The organism is Bacillus sp. RAR_M1_44 (genome assembly GCF_020165935.1).
Lineage (GTDB): Bacteria > Bacillota > Bacilli > Bacillales > Bacillaceae > Bacillus > Bacillus altitudinis.
Map to the genome: position 1 here is coordinate 929,653 of NZ_JAIUKX010000001.1, position 22,808 is coordinate 952,460.

Here is a 22,808-nt window from a genome sequence, read left to right on the forward strand (position 1 = left end):
TTTTTGTTCAGACAGGAAGGAAAAACTTTCCTCAACTATACAGTGGTTCTATGGATGGTGCAAATGGCTATTCATTCGTTTTCATTTCACAAAATCATGTTTTGTAAACACATCAATTTTATCTGAGAAAGAACGAAGCGCTTGATAATCAACTTCTACGCCCATACCTGGAGAACGAGGCACCTCAATAAACCCATTTTCAACTTTGATTTCAGGAAAAATGATATCCTGCTCCCAATATTTCGACGATGCTGAAATATCCCCAGGAATCGTAAATTGCGGAAGTGATGCAAGTGCCACGTTTTGCGCGCGAGAAATGCCTGTTTCAATCATCCCCCCGCACCATAACGGAATCTGCTGCTCCTTGCAGAACGCATGAATCTTAAGAGCTTCAGTCAGCCCTCCAACTCGTGAAGGCTTCACATTAATAATCTGACAGCTTCCAAGTTCTACAGCTTTTCTCGCATCATCTAAAGAACAAATACTTTCATCCAAACAGATTGGTGTTTTTAAATGCTTTTGCAAATGCCGATGATCGACAATGTCATCTGCGGCTAATGGCTGTTCAATCATTAATAAACGAATATCGTCGAGCTGCTTCAGTTTGCTAATATCTTTTAATTCATAAGCAGAGTTTGCATCCGCCATTAACGGAAGGTGAGGGAAAGACTCTCTTATCTTTTGTAGAAGTCCAATATCTTGTCCCGGCTTAATCTTCACTTTCACACGCTGATAGCCTTGATCAACAAACTGCTCGATTTGCTGAATCATATCATCTACTGGTCCTAACCCCGCAACGATACCAGATGGAATTCTATCTCTAGTACCGCCTAAGACGTCACGTAAGGACTTATTTTCTCGCTTCGCATAAATATCCCACACAGCTGCCTCAATTCCCGCTTTGGCCATTCTATTGCCTTTAAAATGGTACAAGCTGTCTGGTATGTCCGAAGGATGTGTAAAAGATCGGGTCAGCACGTTCGGGATAAAGAAAGCCCTCAGCATGTGATAGCAGGTCTCGATGGTTTCTTCTGTATACCACGGAGAAGAGAAGGCAGATACCTCTCCCCATCCAGTTAATCCTGTTTGATCTTTGACCTCGACAATAATAAACTCACGCTCTGAAATGGTCCCAAGGCTCGTTGTAAACGGCTGTTTGAGTTTCATCGTGACATGATATAAGATCACACGTTCAATTTGAATCATCTAAAAACCCCTTTGATTTGAGTCTGTGCCTCTGCAATTTATTCGACGCATTCCTTGGCAGCTCATCCACAAAGTGAAAAGCGGCGGGCCATTTATACTTGGCTAATTGCGACTGACATAAAGCATAGAGCTCATTCTCCGGAATCTGCTCATCTGTCACAAGGAAGGCAGCAGGTACCTCTCCCCATTTTTTATCATACATACCCGTCACTCCGGCTTCCTTTACATTTGGATGTGTTAAAAGAACTGCTTCAATTTCTGCTGGATAAATATTTTCTCCGCCAGAAATAATTAAGTCTGACCGCCGATCAAGCACAAATAAGAATCCGTCCTCATCTACATAGCCAATATCACCCGTTTTCAGCCAGCCCTGCTCAAATGCAGTAGCTGTTGCCTCTTGACGATGAAGGTAGCCTTTCATGACATTTGCACCTTTTACCATGATTTCACCATGCTCAAAAGGACGACACGGACGGTCCTCATCTTGAATCTTTAATTCACACCCAAAAAGGGGCTTTCCCGCTGATCCAAGCTTTTCCACACTAAATTCTGGCGCAAGTGTCACAATTTGCGAGCAGGTCTCCGTCATACCGTACGATTGAAACACAGGAAATCCTTTCTCCTTACTCTCTTGAAGCATCGCATAAGGCGCAGGGCCTCCGCCTAACAGCAGGCAGCGCAAAGAAGACGGACATTCTTCAAGTCCACTTAATAAACGGGACAGCATGGTTTGAACAACTGACAACATCGTCACTCGATGCTGTTCAATAGCATTCTTGACTTCATCGACATCAAACTTTTGATGAAGCACGACAGTCATACCGTATATGACAGATTTAAATATAGCGGATAAACCGCTTATATGAAAAAGAGGCAAGGCAATGAGCCAGCGGTCGTCCTCCCTGATCCCTAAATTCAATGCCGAGGAAACAGCACTATGAAAATGATTACCAAACGTTTGCTCCACCCCTTTAGGGCGTCCTGTCGTTCCAGATGTATACATAATCGTCGCCGTCTCATTTAAATCAATATCATGTTCGACCTTCTTTTCCATATCATGATCTGCATCAGGTAAAGTCTCTATTGTATAAACAGGTAAATCACCATGATGCTCATTTGCATATGCAGGCTCTGTTAATAAAGCCATGACTTTCGCATCTTCCAACTGAAAACGTCTCTCTGCTTTTGTTAACTTATTGTTCAATAACACAATCTTGAAGCCTAATAAAAAACAAGCGTGAACAAGCATGACCATGTGAGGATGGTTGTTCATTAAAATCGCAACCGTATCTCCTTTTTTAAAAGGTGCACGTGTCAGTCGATTCGCAAGTTGGTCTACATCATTCGCTAAATCACGAAATGTCCACTCTTTGTCTTGATAAATGAGTGCGACCCGGTCTGGCGTTAAATACGCACGGTGCAGCAGCCAATTGGGTTGCTTCATCATGACACCTCCTTTTCATAAAAGAAAACAGCTCAGTCTAATGCACTAAGCTGTTTTCATCCATATCATTGAATCAAGGGAAACGAGGGAACTGACCGAAGTCTGGCTTCCGTTTTTCCTTAAAGGAATCGCGTCCTTCTTTTGCTTCATCTGTTGTGTAATAAAGAAGGGTCGCATCTCCTGCAAATTGCTGAATACCAGCTAATCCATCTGTGTCCGCATTAAATGCAGCTTTCAAGAATCGTAATGCAGTCGGGCTCTTTTCTAGCATGTCCTCACACCACTTCACTGTTTCTTCTTCCAGCTGCTCTAATGGTACAACTGTGTTGACAAGTCCCATATCAAGCGCTTCTTGTGCATTGTATTGACGACATAAGTACCAGATCTCTCTTGCTTTCTTATGACCCACAATACGTGCAAGATAGCCAGATCCATAACCAGCATCAAAGCTGCCCACTTTTGGTCCTGTTTGTCCAAAAATCGCATTGTCTGCTGCAATGGTCAGGTCACACACGACATGAAGCACATGCCCGCCGCCAATCGCATAGCCCGCAACCATCGCAATAACTGGTTTTGGAATGACACGAATTAAACGCTGTAAGTCTAGGACGTTTAGACGCGGAATTTGATCGTCTCCTACATAGCCGCCATGACCGCGTACTTTTTGGTCTCCACCAGAACAGAATGCTTTACCTCCAGCACCTGCAAGGACAATGACACCAACTTCTGAATTGTCACGAGCACGTGAGAATGCATCAATTAATTCACTTACAGTCTTTGGTGTAAATGCATTATGTACATGCGGACGGTTAATGGTAATTTTTGCAATCCCATTATATGTTTCATATAAAATTTCGTCATACTGACGCTCAGTTTGCCATTCAATAGCCATCAATATTTCCTCCTCTAATCTTGCGATAAAATAAACTCACTTACTATTTTACCAAAAAAATGTGGTTGTTCCACATGAACTGTATGCCCGGCATGCTCTACTACTGTGAATTGACTGTATTCAAGCGCCTGCTGCATACGTTTGGCGATGTCACAGAACTTTTTATCAAGTGTTCCGCAAATGAGTAAAACAGGCTGTTTTATCTGCTTTAATGCTTCCCACATAGACGGCTGTGAGCCGGTTCCTATACCTTCTAAGCTGCGAGCAAGCCCGTTAGGATCGGCTTTTAGCCTTCCCTCTCTCAGTTGCGTTAGCCTGTCCGCTGGCAAGGATTTCTGCGAAGCAAACAGCGGAATGTTCTCCCAAAAATCCACAAACTGTGCTAATCCTTCATGTCTGATCTTTTGAGCTAGCTGATGATCATGATTCAGCCTCGCCATCCGCTCTTTAAAAGAGTTCAGCCCTGGAGATGTACTCTCAAGAATCAGTTTGTTTACACGTTCTGGATAACGGGAGGCAAATGATAAAGCAATACGCCCTCCCATAGAATATCCGAGAATGTTCACTTTGTGAAGCTTTAATTGATCTAAAATCTCAGCAAGATCTGCCAGCTGCTGGGACATTGCATATCTTCTTATACTCTTTGGTGAGTCTGTGCGGCCATGTCCAAGCAAGCTGACCTGAATCAATCTCGTATGTTTTTCTGTATAAGTATTCAAAAAAGCCCAAGAAGCTGCACTCCCTGTAAAGCCATGTAAACATAACGTGGCATTTTCAGCAGATGGGTTATGGTCTATCACCTCATACGCCACACCATCGTGCATTCGTATTATGAGTGAAGGCATTCTTTTTTCACTTCCCTCAATATCTCGTCCATCATTTGGCGTTGTTTGCCAACGCGAGAATGCCGGTCAGTTTCAATCTCAATTAAATGAAGCCCTGGTTCTTGGATATGCGCCAAGTACACATCTTTTAACTCTTCTTTCGTTGTCGGCTTCGAATAGGTTCCCCCATATAGCTTTGATGCATACTCAAAATTCAACCCAGTCGGCGTACCAAAGAGCTTTTCATAATACGGTTCATCGGATGCCTGCGGAAGGAAAGAAAAGATTCCTCCACCATCATTGTTTAACAACACAACCGTGAGCGGAATGTCCATTAGCTTAGCTGCAAGAAGACCGTTCATATCATGATAAAAAGATAAATCGCCGATGACTAAAGTGATGGGTTGTTTCAAGGCTGCATATGTTCCAAGAGCTGTGGACACAACACCATCAATGCCATTTGCTCCGCGATTCGCCATCATCCGAAACGGTTTTGACTGCGTTTCAAAAAAGGTATCGACATCTCGAATAGGCATACTATTTCCGATAAAGAGCACGCTCTCTTTTGGCAAAAGGTGCTGCAGCTGCCGATACACATTTCCCTCAAATGTCAGGTCCTCATCATTGTATTGATTTACATTCATTCTAAAAGAAGAATTGACACTCTGCCAGCGTCGTAAATAAGATGTATCCTGACGCTTTTCCGCTCTCATCAAGACTTCTTCTACAAAAGAGGCTACATGACTTTCAATCATGTATGATGCGCTTAAACCAGGATCTCGATAACCACCCGCAGCATCGACGACAATCTGCTTCACTTCCGCATGCTTTTCTAGCCACTTAAATAAAGGCTTAGAAACAGGCATCGGTCCAAAACGAATGACCATTTCAGGCAAGAGGTGCTGCTGCAATGCCTCATCTTTTAACAAAGAATCGTATGCATCTATGATGTATTCTTCACTTTCATGTCCATTTCGCAAAAGAGAAAGCGGGTCAGCTAAAATTGGCAGATGCAAAGCTTTTGCAAGACGTAACACTGACGCCTGCTCTTCCGGCGAGTGAAGTTCACCAGCAACAATGATTCCTTTTGCCGCTTTGTTCATGATAGACACTAATTCTGACATAACCCGATCATCCGGACGAGCTTGACCTGCTGCTAAAACTTTGTTCGCAACTCCTTCTTCTCTATCAAAAGGATCAATAGACAAGTCAGGTAGCAATGGTTCTCTCAGCGGCACATTCACCTGAACTGGTCCCTTTGGCTCCTGCGTTGACACATGACTTGCCCTAGCAGCAGCAGTTTGGACATACCGCAGCATCGTTTGGCTTTCTTCTGGCAAGGCTAAGTCTGTGAACCATTTAACAAACTTACCGAATAAGAATTGCTGATCAATCGCTTGAGGTGCCCCAACCTCCCTCAATTCGTGCGGCCGATCAGCAGTTAAAACAATCAATGGTACCCGAGAATAATGTGCCTCGACAACAGCTGGGTAAAAGTTAGCTGCTGCCGTACCTGATGTACAAATGAGTAGCACTGGTGTTTGGCTCGCTTTCGCAAGACCCAGTGCATAAAAAGCAGCAGACCGTTCATCCACTAACACATGGACATTGATTTCTTGATGAGCAAGAGCGAGCATCGCAAGCGGTGTTGAACGGGAGCCAGGACAAACAACTGCCTCCTTCACACCACTTTGCACAAATTCATCCATTAATCTGCCAATATATCTTGTCATGATTTGATTATTCAATAGGACGACCTCCAAGAGCAGACAGCATTGGTCTTAATTTCACTTGCGTTTCTTCATACTCTTGTTTTGCAAGGGAATCCTCTACAATTCCACATCCAGCAAACAAACGAACTTGGTCTTCCTCAATAAGACCTGATCGAATGGCGACAGCAAATTCTCCATTGTCCTTAGAATCAATCCATCCCACTGGCGCCGCATACCAACCGCGTTTCAACGGTTCGATTTCACGAATCACCTCTACCGCTTTTTCCTTAGGATATCCTCCAAGCGCTGGTGTTGGATGAAGCTGTTCAATTAATGAAAAGAGTGAACAGCTGCTTTTAATTTCTCCCACAATGGGTGTAAATAAATGCTGAATGTTTTTCGTTTTATAAAGACTTGGTTGATTTGGCTTATGCACATGATGGCAGTTTGCTTCAAATGCCTGCTCAATCATATTCACGACAATTTGATGTTCAATCAAATTTTTCTCATCATGAAGTAGTTCCTCACCTAGTGCCTGATCTTCTACTTCATCTTGACCACGTACAATGGAACCTGCCAAACACGATGAAAACACTTCACCACCGCTTTTTTTCACTAAACGTTCAGGCGTCGCCCCGACAAATGCTTGTCTTCCCTGCTCTATAGCAAATACATAACTCGTTGTTTGATGTTTTAGTAATTCTGCTAATAGTGGAGCGAGTTCTATTTGATTTTTATAGTGAAGCAAGACTTCTCTTGCTAAAACAACCTTTTCATATTCGTTCACACGAATGTGTTCTGTCGCTTCATGGATTGCTTTCATCCATTCCTGGACATCTAACTCTTCCATATGAACAAGCTCAGCTTGTCCATGATTTCTGACAGGCAATGCATCAAAATTAGAAGCTTTCTGTTCTAACTCTTGAATGAGCTGATGAACATTCCCGTCCACCTCGTTCCATTCATTGATCGTTAGAAACGTGCCTTCTTTTGAAACAGTCAGCATCATCGATGGCACAAAAAAATGAGCCTCGCCAAATGCTTCCCAGTGACGCGCCTTCTCTTCGTATGGATCAAATGAAAATCCTCCAAATAAAAGCGGACCAACTGCCGCTTGCTTTAACTCCTTCTCATCATGAAAATGGAACATATGCTGTTTCAGCTGCTCCCATTCTTGATGGACGATATTGAATCGTTCTTTGCCTTGCTCTGATGATTTAATCACGGCCGCTCTGCCAAGTCCAGAAAATATCATTTGGCTTTCTGGATCAGACCAAAAAAACCGCTCGCCTAAAAAATCCGCTTCGCCGCTTTGGAAAAAGGCAAGAGGATCCAGATCGTCAACTCTTCTGGAGTAGCTTATCAAAACAGCATGGTTGACGTTATTCGCTTCTTCTAATTTCGCAAGCGCTTCCTGCCGGAAAGTACTTTGCACTGTTGTCACCATGATACATTCCTCCAAAATCCATGAAATAACATATAAAAATAAAACCATCATGTAAAAAAATACATGAACATTCGAGTATGTCGAATGACCTGCTTTTCTATTATAAACCTTAACAGATGAACTTAGTAAAGAAAACAGCTTTTAAAACCTCGAATCCTTATTATATCACGCTTTCAAGATTTTTTCGCTCCCGCTTATTGAAATGAGAACATCCCTTAAAAAATGGTAAGACCTGTTCGAAGATCAAGCTTTCTCTCTAGATGGGAACGATTAGCAAACATCTTTTTCTTGTTTCATCGCATCAATATATTGACACCTTTTTGAACTTTGCTAAACTGGAATTTGGACGTGTACGTATTTTTTTATTTAAAGGAGTATATTTTATGCAGCATCAATCGATATCAGATCAGCTTTCACCAATTAAGCCTGATAAGAACTGGCGGATTTGGTGGAATTTACTACGACCGCATACATTAACAGCGGCATTTATTCCCGTTACTTTAGGAACTGTCCTAGCACTTCCGAGTGGTCAAATACATGTTGGGCTATTTTTAGCTATGCTATTTGCATCGATGTTTATCCAAATTGCAACGAACATGTTTAATGAGTACTTTGATTATGTTCGCGGATTGGACAATGAGAAATCTGTCGGTATCGGTGGAGCGATCGTGAGAAACGGTGTAAAACCAAAAACAGTTTTAGGCCTCGCTTATGCCTTATTCGCGCTTTCTTTATTACTTGGTATCTATATTTGCATGATGTCTAGCTGGTGGATTGCACTCATAGGACTAATTTGTATGGCAGCAGGCTATTTTTATACCGGCGGTCCTGTACCAATTGCTTATACACCATTTGGAGAACTTGTATCAGGTGCTTTTATGGGACTAGGCATCATTTTAATTAGTTTCTATATCCAAACAGGAACATTGACATCAAAAGCTGTGCTCATTTCATTACCCATCTCTATTTTAGTTGGTGCCATCTTACTGTCGAACAATATCCGTGATTTAGACGGTGATAAAGAGAATGGACGAAAGACACTTGCTATCCTAGCTGGACGTAAAGCGGCAGTCAACATCCTACTTTCCATGTTTGTGATCTCATATGTACTCATTTTTGTTTATATCTTTATGGATATCGTGGGTCTTTGGAGTCTTCTTGTCTTACTCAGTGTGCCAAAAGCTTATACAGCCATTAAAGAATTTAAGCAAAAAGAAAAACCAATTGAATTAATGAATGCCATGAAGTCGACAGCACAAACCAATACGTTTTTTGGTTTCCTGTTAACGATCGCATTGATCTTACAATACTATCTCGCATAACACGAAACGCCTGCAGCCGCAGGCGTTTTTTATTGAAGAATTGCTTCAAATTGGCACAAGTCTTACATAAAAATTTGCTCATACTAACAATATGTTTGATATGAAAGGGTGATCGCTTTGTTATCTAAAAACGAATTACATCAGTTGAAGCAGCGACTTCTCGATGAAAAACAAGAAATTGAAGCCAAAAGCCATGACGATGAACAGAAAGTATCATTTCCTTATGATTCAGTGGGCGAACTGTCAGCCTATGATAACCACCCTGGCGACCAAGGAACAGAACTATTCGAACGCGGAAAAGACATTGCCTTAAACAGTTTGGAACATGAGCATCTGTCCGATATCAATGAAGCACTCCAAGCAATGGCAGACGGCTCTTATGGTTTGTGTAAAGTGTGTAAAGCCCCTATTCCTAAAGAACGCTTAGAAGCCCTTCCCACCGCCGTCACATGCACAGAGCATTCCAAAGAACAGACTGTTTCACAAAACCGTCCCATTGAAGAGGACTTATTAAGTCCGCCCTCAGGGCAATTTGAAAATGAAGAAAGTGCTGCATATGATGGCGAAGATGCCTACCAAGATGTAGAACGCTATGGAAACTCTGATACCCCATCCGATATGGAATTTCCTCCATTGACTTACGATGATGTGTATACACAATCAGAAGATGAAGATTATGTGGAAGACTACGAAGGATTTGCAGCTGCTGATATTGAAGGTAAAGCAAGCAAGGTCTATCCAAATAAAGCACACGAAGCTTATGAAGAAGCATTAGATGAAGAAGGTGTCATGACGGTGTTTGGTGACTTGAAGCCGTACGAAGAAGAACCTTATACTAAAAAAAATCATTAGTCCCCACATATTGGGGGCTTGATGTTTATATCATGTAATAATTGGGAAATAAGTTGAAGAGTGAATTGATTGGGAGGAGATTTCTGGATGGCTAAAAAAAGTATCATTTGGGCGGTTATCGTCTTCTTTATTACATACGCATTATTTTCTATTGCAGGGTTCCTGTTCCCTATCGACAGAGAATGGTATGACGCACTAAATAAACCTGAATGGACACCTAGTGGTGGTGTCATCGGTGCGGTCTGGGCTGTCTTATTCGCCCTCATTTCGTTATCTGCCGCCATCATTTATGCAAAGTATGGTTTTCAAAAAATCACATTACCATTTTGGATTCTTTTTCTTCTAAATTATGTATTCAATCAAGCCTTTAGCTTTTTTCAATTTACACAAAAAGATTTATTTGCAGCTACGATTGACTGCCTGCTTGTAGCACTGACAGCACTCGCGCTTGTCATCGTCTCACGTAAACTAAGCAATGTTGTCCCAATTTTATTGATTCCTTATGTTTTATGGGGATTCTTTGCGACATACTTGTCTTATACGATCTATTCCATGAATATGTAAGAAAAGACCGCTATGATGGCGGTCTTTCGTTTTGCGGAAAATAAAAAAGAGGTCTTTATTAGACCTCTTTAAAAAATGACCCGTACGGGATTCGAACCCGTGTTACCGCCGTGAAAGGGCGGTGTCTTAACCGCTTGACCAACGGGCCAGAAAAATGGCGGAGAAGGAGGGATTTGAACCCTCGCGCCGCTTGCGCGACCTACACCCTTAGCAGGGGCGCCTCTTCAGCCACTTGAGTACTTCTCCATTTGGCTCCGCAGGTAGGATTCGAACCTACGACCGATCGGTTAACAGCCGATAGCTCTACCACTGAGCTACTGCGGAAAGTCATGGTGGGCCTGAGTGGACTCGAACCACCGACCTCACGCTTATCAGGCGTGCGCTCTAACCAGCTGAGCTACAGGCCCATGAACGATATGCAAATGGAGCGGGTGATGGGAATCGAACCCACGACATCAGCTTGGAAGGCTGAGGTTTTACCACTAAACTACACCCGCAAAAATATGTATGGGGCGATTGATGGGAATCGAACCCACGAGTGCCAGAGCCACAATCTGGTGCGTTAACCACTTCGCCACAACCGCCATACTAATATTTATTTGTAAAAGTGGCTCGGGACGGAATCGAACCGCCGACACACGGATTTTCAGTCCGTTGCTCTACCAACTGAGCTACCGAGCCATGTATTCATTTAAAATGGCGGTCCGGACGGGACTCGAACCCGCGACCTCCTGCGTGACAGGCAGGCATTCTAACCAACTGAACTACCGGACCAATAGAGAAAAAATTTGGTTGCGGGGGCAGGATTTGAACCTGCGACCTTCGGGTTATGAGCCCGACGAGCTACCGAACTGCTCCACCCCGCGATGATATCATTTTTTAAAAATATGGCGGAGGAAGAGGGATTCGAACCCCCGCGGGCTTTGACACCCCTGTCGGTTTTCAAGACCGATCCCTTCAGCCGGACTTGGGTATTCCTCCGTATAGATGGTGGACCTTGTAGGACTCGAACCTACGACCGGACGGTTATGAGCCGTCTGCTCTAACCAACTGAGCTAAAGGTCCTTTATAGCGGCGGAGGGGATCGAACCCCCGACCTCACGGGTATGAACCGTACGCTCTAGCCAGCTGAGCTACACCGCCATGATATAAAATAATCTTTTAAAAAGTGGAGCCTAGCGGGATCGAACCGCTGACCTCCTGCGTGCAAGGCAGGCGCTCTCCCAGCTGAGCTAAGGCCCCATAAAAGATGGTCGGGAAGACAGGATTCGAACCTGCGACCCCTTGGTCCCAAACCAAGTGCTCTACCAAGCTGAGCTACTTCCCGATCTTAATGGCGCGCCCGAGAGGAGTCGAACCCCTAACCTTTTGATCCGTAGTCAAACGCTCTATCCAATTGAGCTACGGGCGCTTATTTTATAATGCCGAGGGCCGGACTTGAACCGGCACGGTAGTCACCTACCGCAGGATTTTAAGTCCTGTGTGTCTGCCAATTCCACCACCCCGGCGTGGATGGTATAAGCGGAAGACGGGATTCGAACCCGCGACCCCCACCTTGGCAAGGTGGTGTTCTACCACTGAACTACTTCCGCATTACAGGATTTCTTTATGTTGTTTGGCAATGCGGGTGAAGGGACTTGAACCCCCACGTCATAAAGACACTAGATCCTAAGTCTAGCGCGTCTGCCAATTCCGCCACACCCGCATGAAAATGGTGAGCCATGAAGGACTCGAACCTTCGACCCTCTGATTAAAAGTCAGATGCTCTACCAACTGAGCTAATGGCTCGCTTTTAAAGCGACTTGTCTATCTTACCATATGAAAGTGGTGCCGGCAAGAGGACTTGAACCCCCAACCTACTGATTACAAGTCAGTTGCTCTACCAGTTGAGCTACACCGGCTTTATCTATCCTAACATTATGTGAGAATAAATATGGTGGAGGATGACGGGCTCGAACCGCCGACCCTCTGCTTGTAAGGCAGATGCTCTCCCAGCTGAGCTAATCCTCCACTATGTAGGAATCTCTCGATCCGACAAAGATTATTATATACAGGTTTTACTCATTTGTAAAGGCTATATTAAAAAAATTTTATTTCATTTTTCATGACGTATTTCTTTTAACAGATGATGTTTATGTTACCAGTCAAAATAGCTTCAATTCAGCGATTAACAGCTGTATTTCTCTTCTCTATATTCTCTTTAAAAACGAGTAAATCCTTTAAAAATATCAGCAGCCTTTCAATTTTTATACTTTAATGATATAGATATTTCTTTATTTCAACTGTTAAACGCAATGAATGTTTTGATTTCAATAAAATAGCCTGATACAACTCCATTTAAATGAATGAATTTGTATCAGGCATCTATACACCTGCTATTCTTTCTCTCTATTACTTTTCTCCATACTTAAAAGTGAACATGCTTCACAGACTTTCACGTTAATTTAGAGCATCTCCACGCTTATAGTAAATTAAAACAACCTGATTTATACCACATATGTATCAAAGTAATCTTCTTTCAAACAGCACAAAAAAGACCAGTTCCGATTGGAACTGATCCTTTGAAAAGCTTGGCGGCGTCCTACTCTCACAGGGGGAAACCCCCAACTACCATCGGCGCTGAAGAGCTTAACTTCCGTGTTCGGTATGGGAACGGGTGTGACCTCTTCGCTATCGCCACCAAACCTGATGGAGAGAATGTTCTCTCAAAACTAGATAACAATGTTCATTTTTCACATTATAATATAGGTTAAGTCCTCGATCTATTAGTATCTGTCAGCTCCACGTGTCACCACGCTTCCACCTCAGACCTATCAACCTGATCATCTTTCAGGGATCTTACTTCCTTGCGGAATGGGAAATCTCATCTTGAGGGGGGCTTCATGCTTAGATGCTTTCAGCACTTATCCCGTCCGCACATAGCTACCCAGCGATGCCCTTGGCAGAACAACTGGTACACCAGCGGTGCGTCCATCCCGGTCCTCTCGTACTAAGGACAGCTCCTCTCAAATTTCCTGCGCCCGCGACGGATAGGGACCGAACTGTCTCACGACGTTCTGAACCCAGCTCGCGTACCGCTTTAATGGGCGAACAGCCCAACCCTTGGGACCGACTACAGCCCCAGGATGCGATGAGCCGACATCGAGGTGCCAAACCTCCCCGTCGATGTGGACTCTTGGGGGAGATAAGCCTGTTATCCCCGGGGTAGCTTTTATCCGTTGAGCGATGGCCCTTCCATGCGGAACCACCGGATCACTAAGCCCGACTTTCGTCCCTGCTCGACTTGTAGGTCTCGCAGTCAAGCTCCCTTGTGCCTTTACACTCTGCGAATGATTTCCAACCATTCTGAGGGAACCTTTGGGCGCCTCCGTTACATTTTAGGAGGCGACCGCCCCAGTCAAACTGCCCACCTGACACTGTCTCCCTGCCCGATAAGGGCAGCGGGTTAGAAGGTCAATACAGCCAGGGTAGTATCCCACCGATGCCTCCACCGAAGCTAGCGCTCCGGTTTCCAAGGCTCCTACCTATCCTGTACAAGCTGTACCAACATTCAATATCAGGCTGCAGTAAAGCTCCACGGGGTCTTTCCGTCCTGTCGCGGGTAACCTGCATCTTCACAGGTACTATAATTTCACCGAGTCTCTCGTTGAGACAGTGCCCAGATCGTTGCGCCTTTCGTGCGGGTCGGAACTTACCCGACAAGGAATTTCGCTACCTTAGGACCGTTATAGTTACGGCCGCCGTTTACTGGGGCTTCAATTCGCACCTTCGCTTACGCTAAGCGCTCCTCTTAACCTTCCAGCACCGGGCAGGCGTCAGCCCCTATACTTCGCCTTACGGCTTCGCAGAGACCTGTGTTTTTGCTAAACAGTCGCCTGGGCCTATTCACTGCGGCTTCTCGGGGCTTTAACACCCTAAGAAGCACCCCTTCTCCCGAAGTTACGGGGTCATTTTGCCGAGTTCCTTAACGAGAGTTCTCTCGATCACCTTAGGATTCTCTCCTCGCCTACCTGTGTCGGTTTGCGGTACGGGCACCTCTCACCTCGCTAGAGGCTTTTCTTGGCAGTGTGGAATCAGGAACTTCGCTACTAAATTTCGCTCGCCATCACAGCTCAGCCTTCACGGGAAACGGATTTACCTATTTCCCAGCCTAACTGCTTGGACGCGGATATCCAATACCGCGCTTACCCTATCCTCCTGCGTCCCCCCATTGCTCAAATGGTGAGGAGGTGGTACAGGAATATCAACCTGTTGTCCATCGCCTACGCCTTTCGGCCTCGGCTTAGGTCCCGACTAACCCTGAGCGGACGAGCCTTCCTCAGGAAACCTTAGGCATTCGGTGGACGGGATTCTCACCCGTCTTTCGCTACTCATACCGGCATTCTCACTTCTAAGCGCTCCACCAGTCCTTCCGGTCTGACTTCACTGCACTTAGAACGCTCTCCTACCACTGTTCGTAAGAACAGTCCGCAGCTTCGGTGATACGTTTAGCCCCGGTACATTTTCGGCGCAGAGTCACTCGACCAGTGAGCTATTACGCACTCTTTAAATGGTGGCTGCTTCTAAGCCAACATCCTGGTTGTCTAAGCAACTCCACATCCTTTTCCACTTAACGTATACTTTGGGACCTTAGCTGGCGGTCTGGGCTGTTTCCCTTTCGACTACGGATCTTATCACTCGCAGTCTGACTCCCAAGGATAAGTCATCGGCATTCGGAGTTTGACTGAATTCGGTAACCCGGTAGGGGCCCCTAGTCCAATCAGTGCTCTACCTCCGAGACTCTTACCTTGAGGCTAGCCCTAAAGCTATTTCGGAGAGAACCAGCTATCTCCAGGTTCGATTGGCATTTCACCCCTACCCACACCTCATCCCCGCACTTTTCAACGTGCGTGGGTTCGGGCCTCCATTCAGTGTTACCTGAACTTCACCCTGGACATGGGTAGATCACCTGGTTTCGGGTCTACGACCACGTACTCATGCGCCCTATTCAGACTCGCTTTCGCTGCGGCTCCGCATCTTCTGCTTAACCTTGCACGGGATCGTAACTCGCCGGTTCATTCTACAAAAGGCACGCCATCACCCGTTAACGGGCTCTGACTACTTGTAGGCACACGGTTTCAGGATCTATTTCACTCCCCTTCCGGGGTGCTTTTCACCTTTCCCTCACGGTACTGGTTCACTATCGGTCACTAGGGAGTATTTAGCCTTGGGAGATGGTCCTCCCGGATTCCGACGGAATTTCACGTGTTCCGCCGTACTCAGGATCCACTCTGGAGAGAACAACATTTCAGTTACAGGGCTGTTACCTTCTTTGGCGGGCCTTTCCAGACCTCTTCGCTTATATCGTTCCTTTGTAACTCCGTATAGAGTGTCCTACAACCCCAAGAGGCAAGCCTCTTGGTTTGGGCTGTTCCCGTTTCGCTCGCCGCTACTCAGGGAATCGCATTTGCTTTCTCTTCCTCCGGGTACTTAGATGTTTCAGTTCCCCGGGTATGCCTTCTCATACTCTATGTATTCAAGTATGGATACTACTCCATTACGAGCAGTGGGTTTCCCCATTCGGAAATCTCCGGATCAAAGCTTGCTTACAGCTCCCCGAAGCATATCGGTGTTCGTCCCGTCCTTCATCGGCTCCTAGTGCCAAGGCATCCACCGTGCGCCCTTTCTAACTTAACCATTTCTCACTTTAGAAAGAATCACTATGTGTGATGAACTTTGCATTGCATTCAATGTGAATGTATTACTTATTGTTATCTAGTTTTCAAAGAACAATCCTGTCTCGCTAGAGACATGTTTGAAGGAATGATCCTTCAAAACTAAACAAGACGAAAAACGTACGCTGCTCCATATATCCTTAGAAAGGAGGTGATCCAGCCGCACCTTCCGATACGGCTACCTTGTTACGACTTCACCCCAATCATCTGCCCCACCTTCGGCGGCTGGCTCCATAAAGGTTACCTCACCGACTTCGGGTGTTGCAAACTCTCGTGGTGTGACGGGCGGTGTGTACAAGGCCCGGGAACGTATTCACCGCGGCATGCTGATCCGCGATTACTAGCGATTCCAGCTTCACGCAGTCGAGTTGCAGACTGCGATCCGAACTGAGAACAGATTTGTGGGATTGGCTAAACCTTGCGGTCTCGCAGCCCTTTGTTCTGTCCATTGTAGCACGTGTGTAGCCCAGGTCATAAGGGGCATGATGATTTGACGTCATCCCCACCTTCCTCCGGTTTGTCACCGGCAGTCACCTTAGAGTGCCCAACTGAATGCTGGCAACTAAGATCAAGGGTTGCGCTCGTTGCGGGACTTAACCCAACATCTCACGACACGAGCTGACGACAACCATGCACCACCTGTCACTCTGTCCCCGAAGGGAAAGCCCTATCTCTAGGGTTGTCAGAGGATGTCAAGACCTGGTAAGGTTCTTCGCGTTGCTTCGAATTAAACCACATGCTCCACCGCTTGTGCGGGCCCCCGTCAATTCCTTTGAGTTTCAGTCTTGCGACCGTACTCCCCAGGCGGAGTGCTTAATGCGTTAGCTGCAGCACTAAGGGGCGGAAACCCCCTAACACTTAGCACTCATCGTTTACGGCGTGGACTACCAGGGTATCTAATCCTGTTCGCTCCCCACGCTTTCGCTCCTCAGCGTCAGTTACAGACCAGAGAGTCGCCTTCGCCACTGGTGTTCCTCCACATCTCTACGCATTTCACCGCTACACGTGGAATTCCACTCTCCTCTTCTGCACTCAAGTTTCCCAGTTTCCAATGACCCTCCCCGGTTGAGCCGGGGGCTTTCACATCAGACTTAAGAAACCGCCTGCGAGCCCTTTACGCCCAATAATTCCGGACAACGCTTGCCACCTACGTATTACCGCGGCTGCTGGCACGTAGTTAGCCGTGGCTTTCTGGTTAGGTACCGTCAAGGTGCAAGCAGTTACTCTTGCACTTGTTCTTCCCTAACAACAGAGCTTTACGATCCGAAAACCTTCATCACTCACGCGGCGTTGCTCCGTCAGACTTTCGTCCATTGCGGAAGATTCCCTACTGCTGCCTCCCGTAGGAGTCTGGGCCGTGTCTCAGTCCCAGTGTGGCCGATCACCCTCTCAGGTCGGCTACGCATCGTCGCCTTGGTGAGCCGTTACCTCACCAACTAGCTAATGCGCCGCGGGTCCATCTGTAAGTGACAGCCGAAACCGTCTTTCATCCTTGAACCATGCGGTTCAAGGAACTATCCGGTATTAGCTCCGGTTTCCCGGAGTTATCCCAGTCTTACAGGCAGGTTACCCACGTGTTACTCACCCGTCCGCCGCTAACATCCGGGAGCAAGCTCCCTTCTGTCCGCTCGACTTGCATGTATTAGGCACGCCGCCAGCGTTCGTCCTGAGCCAGGATCAAACTCTCCGAGGTATGCAGGATGCATATCACACATGCGTTGCTACACGATGTAGCGAACTTAGCATGTGATCATTTCCTGCCTCGTCAGCGTTTGACTGACTACCTATGATGTATCATAGGATTTTTTTATAAAAACTCGAATTAACAGGTACGTTTTGTCTTGTTTAGTTTTCAAAGATCATTTTCGTTATCGCTCAGAAGCGACTTTATTAATATAACATTCTATCAAGATGAAGTCAACAACTTTTTTCTCGAATGTTATTTCTCAACCGCGCTGTTTCAGCGGCGAATACAAATATAACACCTTTTAAAAGAAGAAACAAGTATTTTTTCTAAATAATTTATTTTTCCTGATCTCTTCCTATATATTCGTACAAAAAGGGCTTAACTCCATAATTCACTATTGTTGATCCTGTAGGTCTTTAGTATATTTATAATAGATTGAAATTTAATAACCGCAGGGGGAGCCTCGTGCTGAGAGTGAACAATTCGTTGTTCTGACCCTTTGAACCTGTCAGTTAATACTGAAGTAGGAATGTGGAATCACTTGCATACATGCATGTATGCAAGCCGATATGTTTTTCTATGAATCACATACTCATCCTGACATGGTCTCTCCTTGCACAATTCGTGAAAAGGGGATTTTTTTATGCAACAATCAAATCAATTAGTACGACTGATGGAGATCGCCATCATGACTTCTCTTGCACTTGTTTTAGATTATTTATCAGGTCTCTTTTTAAGAATGCCAAACGGCGGGTCAATTGCACTGATCATGATTCCTGTCATTCTCATGTCCATTAGATGGGGCGTGTCTGCTGGATTTATCATCGGTGTGTTAATCGCAGGACTGCAGCTGATGAACAATCCTATTATTGCTACACCTGTACAAGGATTTCTCGATTACTTTGTCGCATCTGTTGTGATTTGTTTAAGCGGGCTATTCTCAGGATCAATTAAAAAAGCCATTCAGGATAAAAAGCGAAAGAAACAATTCTTCTATATTATCCTAGCTGTATTTGTCGCCAGTTTCTTCAGACTGCTGACGTTCTTTATTTCAGGTGTAGTCTTCTTTTCTCATTATGCACCAAAAGGAACACCAGGTTGGGTGTATTCATTAGTTTATAACAGCACATATATGATTCCTTCATTTATCATTTGTAGTATTGTTCTTTGTTTACTCATCCCTAGTGCGTCTCGTTTGGTTTTTCCTCGACAAAAATAACCCAGCTGTTTCAGCGGGTTATTTTTTTATGCATAATTTGCTGCTCTATTGAATCTATTAATAGTAGAAGATTTCATGCTGGAGGTACGACAATGAATCCTTACTCCATTATGCTGTGCTGTTACATCCTCAGTCTCGCCTACTTTTTGGCCAGTTTCTATGAGGCATTAAAAATAGCAGGTGTGAAAGGAAAAGTAGAGGCTTCTCCTTTTATATCTTATATTTTACTCGCCACCCTTTTTACTTTTTTCTCTCATTATTACTGGAAGCTGACGATATAATCTGTTGAACATGAGCACTTAGTACAGATAGTTCCCATCCATACCCTATTTCTTCATGGTTCTCACCAGCCAGCTCGAACTGGCTGGTGACGGCAAAACTAGGTTGAAGTTTTTGATAAAATTGCTTAGCTGAATTTTGCTCAAATACCCAGAGCAGCATATTCTGATAGCCTTTCTCTATTAAATAATCCACACCTTTTGCAATCAAAGCCATACCCGCTCCTGATTTCTGTTTTCTCTGCAACAAATAGATGGCATAAAGCTCACCATCATATATTGAATATCTCTCATCACGCTGTTTTCCGAAGGAAGCAAAACCAAATACTCCGTCAGCATCCTCTGCGACAAACGTGCCTTCAAGCGACCTGCTTCTCCAGCTCTCTTCCCGCTCCCCTACATTCAAAGCATCTAAATACTCTTGTGAAATAATGCCGTGATAAGTCGTTTGCCAGCTCTTCACATGAATTTCGGCAATTTTAGGAATATCATTATGTACTGCATGTCTAACCTTCATCTGCACACCCCTTTTAGCCATTTCTTACTCTATGTTTCATATGATAAGTTTCTATTTTATAAAATTCAATCCCTAATGGATATTCGTTGACATTTTGTCAACACCCCTATATATTGGGTACGACTTCTTCTATTGAAGAGTTGAACTTTATGAAAAGGGGAAAGAAGAGATGGAATTTAAAACAACTGAGCTTCGGCAGTTTTTAAAAGAACAACTGCAAATACGTTCTCTTTCATTAAGAGAACTCAGTACACAAACAGAAATTGATAAAGCCACACTGTCTAGAATCATGAACGGAAAAAGAAAACCGACTTTGAACCATTTACAGCGGCTTTCAGATGCTCTACACATTTCTTTAGATCATCTATTGGCCACGGCTGGATTTTCAATTAAAAACGAAAGAGTTCACGGTAATACGTTCATTCAAGCCGTAGAAGAGATTGAGCGAACGCTGAAAGATCATGATGTCTATGACGGGACGTTCAGCGAGAATGAATTGAAACAGAAGTTAAATGAATATGAGATCTATAGTCAATCAGATGAGGGAAAAGAAACAATCTCAGCAAAGTTTGAAAAAAAGATAGACACGATAAGCGGTGTTGGGCCATTTCTTGATCAATTGAAAAGCATGTACAGCTCGTTCATGAGCGCACGGGGTACTTCTCGAGAATTGATGTTGATGGGAGGCGCATTACTTTACTTCATTATGCCCGTTGATTTAATACCAGATTATATTTTTCCGATCGGCTATATTGATGACGCTGCAGCGGTGCAGGTCGTATTAAACCAGCTGACAAATAGGTCATAGCAGGTGACGGAGACATGAAAAAACAGAACAGCATTGACTTCGCATTATTATTCACTGTCATTTGCTTCTTTGTGATCAGCCTGCTGGCTGTGTATAGCGGATCGGGCCAGTATGAAACGCAAGATATGTTTTATTTCGTCAAAAGACAAGTTTTCTGGTATATCGTCGGTTTTGGCCTTATGGCGGCAGTTGCTTACTTTGATTATGAACTGCTTGAGCGTTTATCTTTTCGATTATTTGCAGGTGGTCTTTTCCTCATCATTCTCGTTCATTTTTTTGGCACGAATCAAAATGGCTCCCAAAGATGGATCAGCTTGGGGCCCATGAAAGTGCAACCATCAGAATTTATGAAAATTTTTGTCATTCTTCTGTTAGCGGCTATTTTAAATCGATACAAACATCAGCGCTTTGCGTTTAAAGAAAGCATGATTCCCACAATGAAAATCATATGCTGGACCGCTGTTCCTTTTTTCCTGATTTTAATTCAGCCAGATTTGGGAACGGCACTTGTGATCTTGTCTATCGCTTTTACACTGATGCTTGTGTCAGGCATTTCAAGTAAGATGATCGCTGCATTAATCGCTTCTTTTCTTGGGCTTCTTGCATTTTTGACCTACTTGCACAATGAACATTTTGAGCACTTTACAAAAGTGATTAAACCTCATCAGCTTGATCGCATTTATGGGTGGCTTTCCCCAGATGAATTTGATTCGACATATGGGTATCAACTAAAACAAGCAATGCTTGGCATTGGGTCAGGACAATTATCAGGAAGCGGTTATACAAAAGGAAATCAAGTACAAGGGGGAAATATCCCTGAAGCCCATACAGATTTTATATTTGCAGTTATTGGTGAGGAGTTTGGTTTTATCGGCGCCTCCCTATTGATCTGTTTATATCTTATGATGATCTATCGAATGATTCATGTGGCTATGCATGCGAATACCCTTTATGGGCTGTATATATGTGCTGGGGTGGTTGGACTGATCGTCTTTCAAGTCTTCCAAAACGTAGGGATGACAGTAGGGCTAATGCCCGTGACTGGTCTTGCCCTTCCTTTTATCAGCTATGGGGGCAGTGCGCTTTTAACCAATATGATCGCCATTGGCCTTGTGTTTAGTGTCAATCTGAGGTCCTCATCCTACATGTTTGGACGTAACTGGGATTGAAGGTGATGTCATTGATTCTTTCTCACCTAAAAAAAATCGACCACATTCTTGCTGGGACGATTGTTTGTCTTTGTTTCTTTGGATTACTGATGGTGTACAGTGCGAGTTATCCTTTAGGCGAAATAAAATATGGACAGGGCAGCTACTTCTTCATGAAACAGTGGCAATGGCTTTTGATTGGGTTCTTCTTTTTCATCGCTGCGGCCCTGGTTCCATATCAAGCTTACCGTAAATATATTCGGTGGCTTGTTATGCTGTCATTGTTATGTCTTATCCTTGTCCTGCTTCCTGGAATCGGTGTTGTCAAAAACAATTCACAGCGATGGGTTCAATTGGGCTCTCTGATCATCCAGCCGTCTGAGGCTGTGAAATTAGTGATGATCATCTATTTTGCCTATGTATATGCAAGGAAACAAGCGTACATTACATCCTTTAAAAAAGGAGTACTGCCTCCACTTCTTCTTTTAAGTCTAGCTTTTTTATTGATTTTAAAACAGCCAGATTTAGGTACAGCAGTTTCTATTTTATTGAGCTGCGGTATCGTCTTATTATGTGCTGGACTTAAAACACGCCACCTCATTCTACTAGGTTCGACGGCTGCGGCAGGGATCACTTTTTTTGCTGTGACCGCTCCTTATCGCTTGAAACGAATCACTTCTTTTCGTGATCCTTTCATGTATGAGGATGGAGATGGTTATCAGCTGATCCATTCTTATCTCGCCATGAATTCAGGAGGGCTTACCGGGAATGGTTTAGGCGGAAGCATTCAAAAACTAGGATTTCTTCCTGAAGCCCATACAGATTTTATTATGGCCATCATCAGTGAAGAGCTGGGAATCATGGGGCTGTCGTTTGTGTTGGGTGCCTACCTACTCATCATGTATCGCGCCGTTCGAATCGTTCAAGGTTTACAAGATCCATTTGGAAAGCTATTAACGATCGGGCTTACTTTTCAAATTATGATTCAAGCAGCCTTTAATCTAGGAGCTGTCTTTGGGCTTCTCCCCATTACAGGCATTCCTCTTCCCTTTATTAGCTACGGCGGATCTTCATTGGTGTTCATGATGATATCTGCAGGCATTCTTGTGAATCTCTCTTCATCTATCAAAAGACACCGGCATGTACCCCAATTAAAATAGACACCCTCTATCAG

At 44.4% G+C, this 22,808-nt stretch carries 14 protein-coding genes, 21 tRNA genes, 3 rRNA genes and 1 riboswitch; of the genes, 7 read left to right on the forward strand and 31 right to left on the reverse strand.

Features of this window, described 5'->3' with window-relative positions; translation table 11 throughout:
- Nucleotides 1-81: 81 nt before the first annotated feature.
- From menC to LCD34_RS04970, 6 genes are all read right to left on the reverse strand, one after another.
- Complete coding sequence (gene menC, locus LCD34_RS04945) at nt 82-1,206, reverse strand: o-succinylbenzoate synthase (protein WP_224558600.1); 1,125 nt, start codon at nt 1,204-1,206, stop codon at nt 82-84.
- Entirely contained in the window at nt 1,193-2,653 is a 1,461-nt protein-coding gene (locus tag LCD34_RS04950; RefSeq protein WP_224558601.1) for an o-succinylbenzoate--CoA ligase, read from the reverse strand. Before LCD34_RS04950 ends, menC begins: the two co-directional genes overlap by 14 nt.
- Nucleotides 2,654-2,723: 70 nt before the next feature.
- Nucleotides 2,724-3,542 (reverse strand): 1,4-dihydroxy-2-naphthoyl-CoA synthase, encoded by an 819-nt coding sequence (gene menB, locus LCD34_RS04955; RefSeq protein ID WP_039168312.1) that lies wholly within the window; start codon nt 3,540-3,542, stop codon nt 2,724-2,726.
- Nucleotides 3,543-3,556: 14 nt separating this feature from the next.
- A complete protein-coding gene (gene menH / locus LCD34_RS04960; RefSeq protein WP_216099474.1) occupies nt 3,557-4,387 on the reverse strand; it encodes a 2-succinyl-6-hydroxy-2,4-cyclohexadiene-1-carboxylate synthase in 831 nt (276 codons plus the stop codon).
- Complete coding sequence (gene menD / locus LCD34_RS04965; RefSeq protein ID WP_224558602.1) at nt 4,372-6,114, reverse strand: 2-succinyl-5-enolpyruvyl-6-hydroxy-3-cyclohexene-1-carboxylic-acid synthase; 1,743 nt, start codon at nt 6,112-6,114, stop codon at nt 4,372-4,374. Before menD ends, menH begins: the two co-directional genes overlap by 16 nt.
- Complete coding sequence (locus tag LCD34_RS04970) at nt 6,107-7,525, reverse strand: isochorismate synthase MenF (protein ID WP_224558603.1); 1,419 nt, start codon at nt 7,523-7,525, stop codon at nt 6,107-6,109. Before LCD34_RS04970 ends, menD begins: the two co-directional genes overlap by 8 nt.
- 383 nt (nt 7,526-7,908) lie before the next feature.
- Here LCD34_RS04970 and LCD34_RS04975 point away from each other — a divergent pair, with 383 nt between their 5' ends.
- The 3 genes from LCD34_RS04975 to LCD34_RS04985 all read left to right on the forward strand — a co-directional run bounded on the left by LCD34_RS04975 (nt 7,909) and on the right by LCD34_RS04985 (nt 10,263).
- Nucleotides 7,909-8,847, forward strand: coding sequence for a 1,4-dihydroxy-2-naphthoate polyprenyltransferase (locus tag LCD34_RS04975; protein ID WP_017358382.1), 939 nt, complete (start codon nt 7,909-7,911; stop codon nt 8,845-8,847).
- A gap of 117 nt (nt 8,848-8,964) precedes the next feature.
- Nucleotides 8,965-9,699 carry a TraR/DksA C4-type zinc finger protein gene (locus LCD34_RS04980; RefSeq protein ID WP_017367914.1) on the forward strand — a complete coding sequence of 245 codons (735 nt, stop codon included), beginning with the start codon at nt 8,965-8,967 and terminating at the stop codon, nt 9,697-9,699.
- An 87-nt stretch (nt 9,700-9,786) separates the two neighbouring features.
- Nucleotides 9,787-10,263, forward strand: coding sequence for a TspO/MBR family protein (locus LCD34_RS04985; RefSeq protein WP_008342900.1), 477 nt, complete (start codon nt 9,787-9,789; stop codon nt 10,261-10,263).
- A gap of 76 nt (nt 10,264-10,339) precedes the next feature.
- Here LCD34_RS04985 and LCD34_RS04990 read toward each other — a convergent pair.
- The 24 genes from LCD34_RS04990 to LCD34_RS05105 form a co-directional block, all read right to left on the reverse strand.
- Nucleotides 10,340-10,411, reverse strand: a tRNA-Glu gene (locus LCD34_RS04990).
- Nucleotides 10,412-10,418: 7 nt separating this feature from the next.
- A tRNA-Ser gene (locus LCD34_RS04995) sits at nt 10,419-10,509 on the reverse strand.
- Between the two features lie 3 nt (nt 10,510-10,512).
- Nucleotides 10,513-10,587 (reverse strand) — tRNA-Asn (locus LCD34_RS05000).
- A 6-nt stretch (nt 10,588-10,593) separates the two neighbouring features.
- Nucleotides 10,594-10,670 (reverse strand) — tRNA-Ile (locus tag LCD34_RS05005).
- Between the two features lie 16 nt (nt 10,671-10,686).
- Nucleotides 10,687-10,760: transfer RNA gene (locus tag LCD34_RS05010), tRNA-Gly, on the reverse strand.
- A gap of 11 nt (nt 10,761-10,771) precedes the next feature.
- Nucleotides 10,772-10,847, reverse strand: a tRNA-His gene (locus LCD34_RS05015).
- A gap of 24 nt (nt 10,848-10,871) precedes the next feature.
- Nucleotides 10,872-10,944 (reverse strand) — tRNA-Phe (locus tag LCD34_RS05020).
- Between the two features lie 16 nt (nt 10,945-10,960).
- Nucleotides 10,961-11,037 (reverse strand) — tRNA-Asp (locus LCD34_RS05025).
- Between the two features lie 15 nt (nt 11,038-11,052).
- Nucleotides 11,053-11,129, reverse strand: a tRNA-Met gene (locus LCD34_RS05030).
- Nucleotides 11,130-11,151: 22 nt separating this feature from the next.
- Nucleotides 11,152-11,244: transfer RNA gene (locus LCD34_RS05035), tRNA-Ser, on the reverse strand.
- 7 nt (nt 11,245-11,251) lie between these two features.
- Nucleotides 11,252-11,328, reverse strand: a tRNA-Ile gene (locus tag LCD34_RS05040).
- 4 nt (nt 11,329-11,332) lie between these two features.
- Nucleotides 11,333-11,406 (reverse strand) — tRNA-Met (locus tag LCD34_RS05045).
- A 26-nt stretch (nt 11,407-11,432) separates the two neighbouring features.
- A tRNA-Ala gene (locus LCD34_RS05050) sits at nt 11,433-11,505 on the reverse strand.
- An 8-nt stretch (nt 11,506-11,513) separates the two neighbouring features.
- A tRNA-Pro gene (locus LCD34_RS05055) sits at nt 11,514-11,590 on the reverse strand.
- 7 nt (nt 11,591-11,597) lie between these two features.
- Nucleotides 11,598-11,674: transfer RNA gene (locus LCD34_RS05060), tRNA-Arg, on the reverse strand.
- 11 nt (nt 11,675-11,685) lie between these two features.
- A tRNA-Leu gene (locus LCD34_RS05065) sits at nt 11,686-11,771 on the reverse strand.
- A 12-nt stretch (nt 11,772-11,783) separates the two neighbouring features.
- Nucleotides 11,784-11,855: transfer RNA gene (locus LCD34_RS05070), tRNA-Gly, on the reverse strand.
- A gap of 30 nt (nt 11,856-11,885) precedes the next feature.
- Nucleotides 11,886-11,968, reverse strand: a tRNA-Leu gene (locus LCD34_RS05075).
- Nucleotides 11,969-11,975: 7 nt separating this feature from the next.
- Nucleotides 11,976-12,051, reverse strand: a tRNA-Lys gene (locus LCD34_RS05080).
- Between the two features lie 37 nt (nt 12,052-12,088).
- A tRNA-Thr gene (locus LCD34_RS05085) sits at nt 12,089-12,164 on the reverse strand.
- A 33-nt stretch (nt 12,165-12,197) separates the two neighbouring features.
- Nucleotides 12,198-12,273 (reverse strand) — tRNA-Val (locus tag LCD34_RS05090).
- 558 nt (nt 12,274-12,831) lie between these two features.
- Nucleotides 12,832-12,947 (reverse strand): 5S ribosomal RNA (gene rrf, locus LCD34_RS05095).
- 61 nt (nt 12,948-13,008) lie between these two features.
- Nucleotides 13,009-15,939: ribosomal RNA gene (locus LCD34_RS05100) — 23S ribosomal RNA — on the reverse strand.
- A gap of 182 nt (nt 15,940-16,121) precedes the next feature.
- Nucleotides 16,122-17,670 (reverse strand): 16S ribosomal RNA (locus LCD34_RS05105).
- Together the 16S, 23S and 5S rRNA genes form the textbook arrangement of a ribosomal RNA operon.
- A 438-nt stretch (nt 17,671-18,108) precedes the next feature.
- Nucleotides 18,109-18,211, forward strand: a riboswitch (TPP riboswitch).
- Nucleotides 18,212-18,307: 96 nt separating this feature from the next.
- On the opposite strand from LCD34_RS05105, the gene thiT reads away from it, so the two are divergent.
- A complete protein-coding gene (gene thiT, locus LCD34_RS05110) occupies nt 18,308-18,883 on the forward strand; it encodes an energy-coupled thiamine transporter ThiT (protein WP_007500615.1) in 576 nt (191 codons plus the stop codon).
- A 240-nt stretch (nt 18,884-19,123) separates the two neighbouring features.
- Here the strand turns inward: thiT and LCD34_RS05115 are convergent, their stop codons facing one another.
- A complete protein-coding gene (locus LCD34_RS05115; RefSeq protein ID WP_017367915.1) occupies nt 19,124-19,678 on the reverse strand; it encodes a GNAT family N-acetyltransferase in 555 nt (184 codons plus the stop codon).
- Between the two features lie 169 nt (nt 19,679-19,847).
- Here LCD34_RS05115 and LCD34_RS05120 point away from each other — a divergent pair, with 169 nt between their 5' ends.
- The 3 genes from LCD34_RS05120 to ftsW are packed head-to-tail and all read left to right on the forward strand — an operon-like array spanning nt 19,848 to nt 22,794.
- A complete protein-coding gene (locus LCD34_RS05120; RefSeq protein WP_017367916.1) occupies nt 19,848-20,486 on the forward strand; it encodes a DUF1232 domain-containing protein in 639 nt (212 codons plus the stop codon).
- A gap of 14 nt (nt 20,487-20,500) precedes the next feature.
- A complete protein-coding gene (rodA, locus tag LCD34_RS05125) occupies nt 20,501-21,655 on the forward strand; it encodes a rod shape-determining protein RodA (protein WP_017367917.1) in 1,155 nt (384 codons plus the stop codon).
- Between the two features lie 5 nt (nt 21,656-21,660).
- On the forward strand, nt 21,661-22,794 hold the full coding sequence (gene ftsW / locus LCD34_RS05130; protein WP_411910426.1) for a putative lipid II flippase FtsW: 1,134 nt from the start codon (nt 21,661-21,663) through the stop codon (nt 22,792-22,794).
- Nucleotides 22,795-22,808: the final 14 nt, after the last annotated feature.

What these genes read in the sequence shown, in the direction of transcription:
- menC (WP_224558600.1), bottom strand. Translation starts at nt 1,206, where the DNA reads ATGATTCAAATTGAACGTGTGATCTTATATCATGTCACGATGAAACTC.
- LCD34_RS04950 (WP_224558601.1), bottom strand. Translation starts at nt 2,653, where the DNA reads ATGATGAAGCAACCCAATTGGCTGCTGCACCGTGCGTATTTAACGCCA.
- menB (WP_039168312.1), bottom strand. Translation starts at nt 3,542, where the DNA reads ATGGCTATTGAATGGCAAACTGAGCGTCAGTATGACGAAATTTTATAT.
- menH (WP_216099474.1), bottom strand. Translation starts at nt 4,387, where the DNA reads ATGCCTTCACTCATAATACGAATGCACGATGGTGTGGCGTATGAGGTG.
- LCD34_RS04970 (WP_224558603.1), bottom strand. Translation starts at nt 7,525, where the DNA reads ATGGTGACAACAGTGCAAAGTACTTTCCGGCAGGAAGCGCTTGCGAAA.
- LCD34_RS04975 (WP_017358382.1), top strand. Translation starts at nt 7,909, where the DNA reads ATGCAGCATCAATCGATATCAGATCAGCTTTCACCAATTAAGCCTGAT.
- LCD34_RS04985 (WP_008342900.1), top strand. Translation starts at nt 9,787, where the DNA reads ATGGCTAAAAAAAGTATCATTTGGGCGGTTATCGTCTTCTTTATTACA.
- thiT (WP_007500615.1), top strand. Translation starts at nt 18,308, where the DNA reads ATGCAACAATCAAATCAATTAGTACGACTGATGGAGATCGCCATCATG.
- LCD34_RS05115 (WP_017367915.1), bottom strand. Translation starts at nt 19,678, where the DNA reads ATGAAGGTTAGACATGCAGTACATAATGATATTCCTAAAATTGCCGAA.
- LCD34_RS05120 (WP_017367916.1), top strand. Translation starts at nt 19,848, where the DNA reads ATGGAATTTAAAACAACTGAGCTTCGGCAGTTTTTAAAAGAACAACTG.
- rodA (WP_017367917.1), top strand. Translation starts at nt 20,501, where the DNA reads ATGAAAAAACAGAACAGCATTGACTTCGCATTATTATTCACTGTCATT.
- ftsW (WP_411910426.1), top strand. Translation starts at nt 21,661, where the DNA reads ATGTCATTGATTCTTTCTCACCTAAAAAAAATCGACCACATTCTTGCT.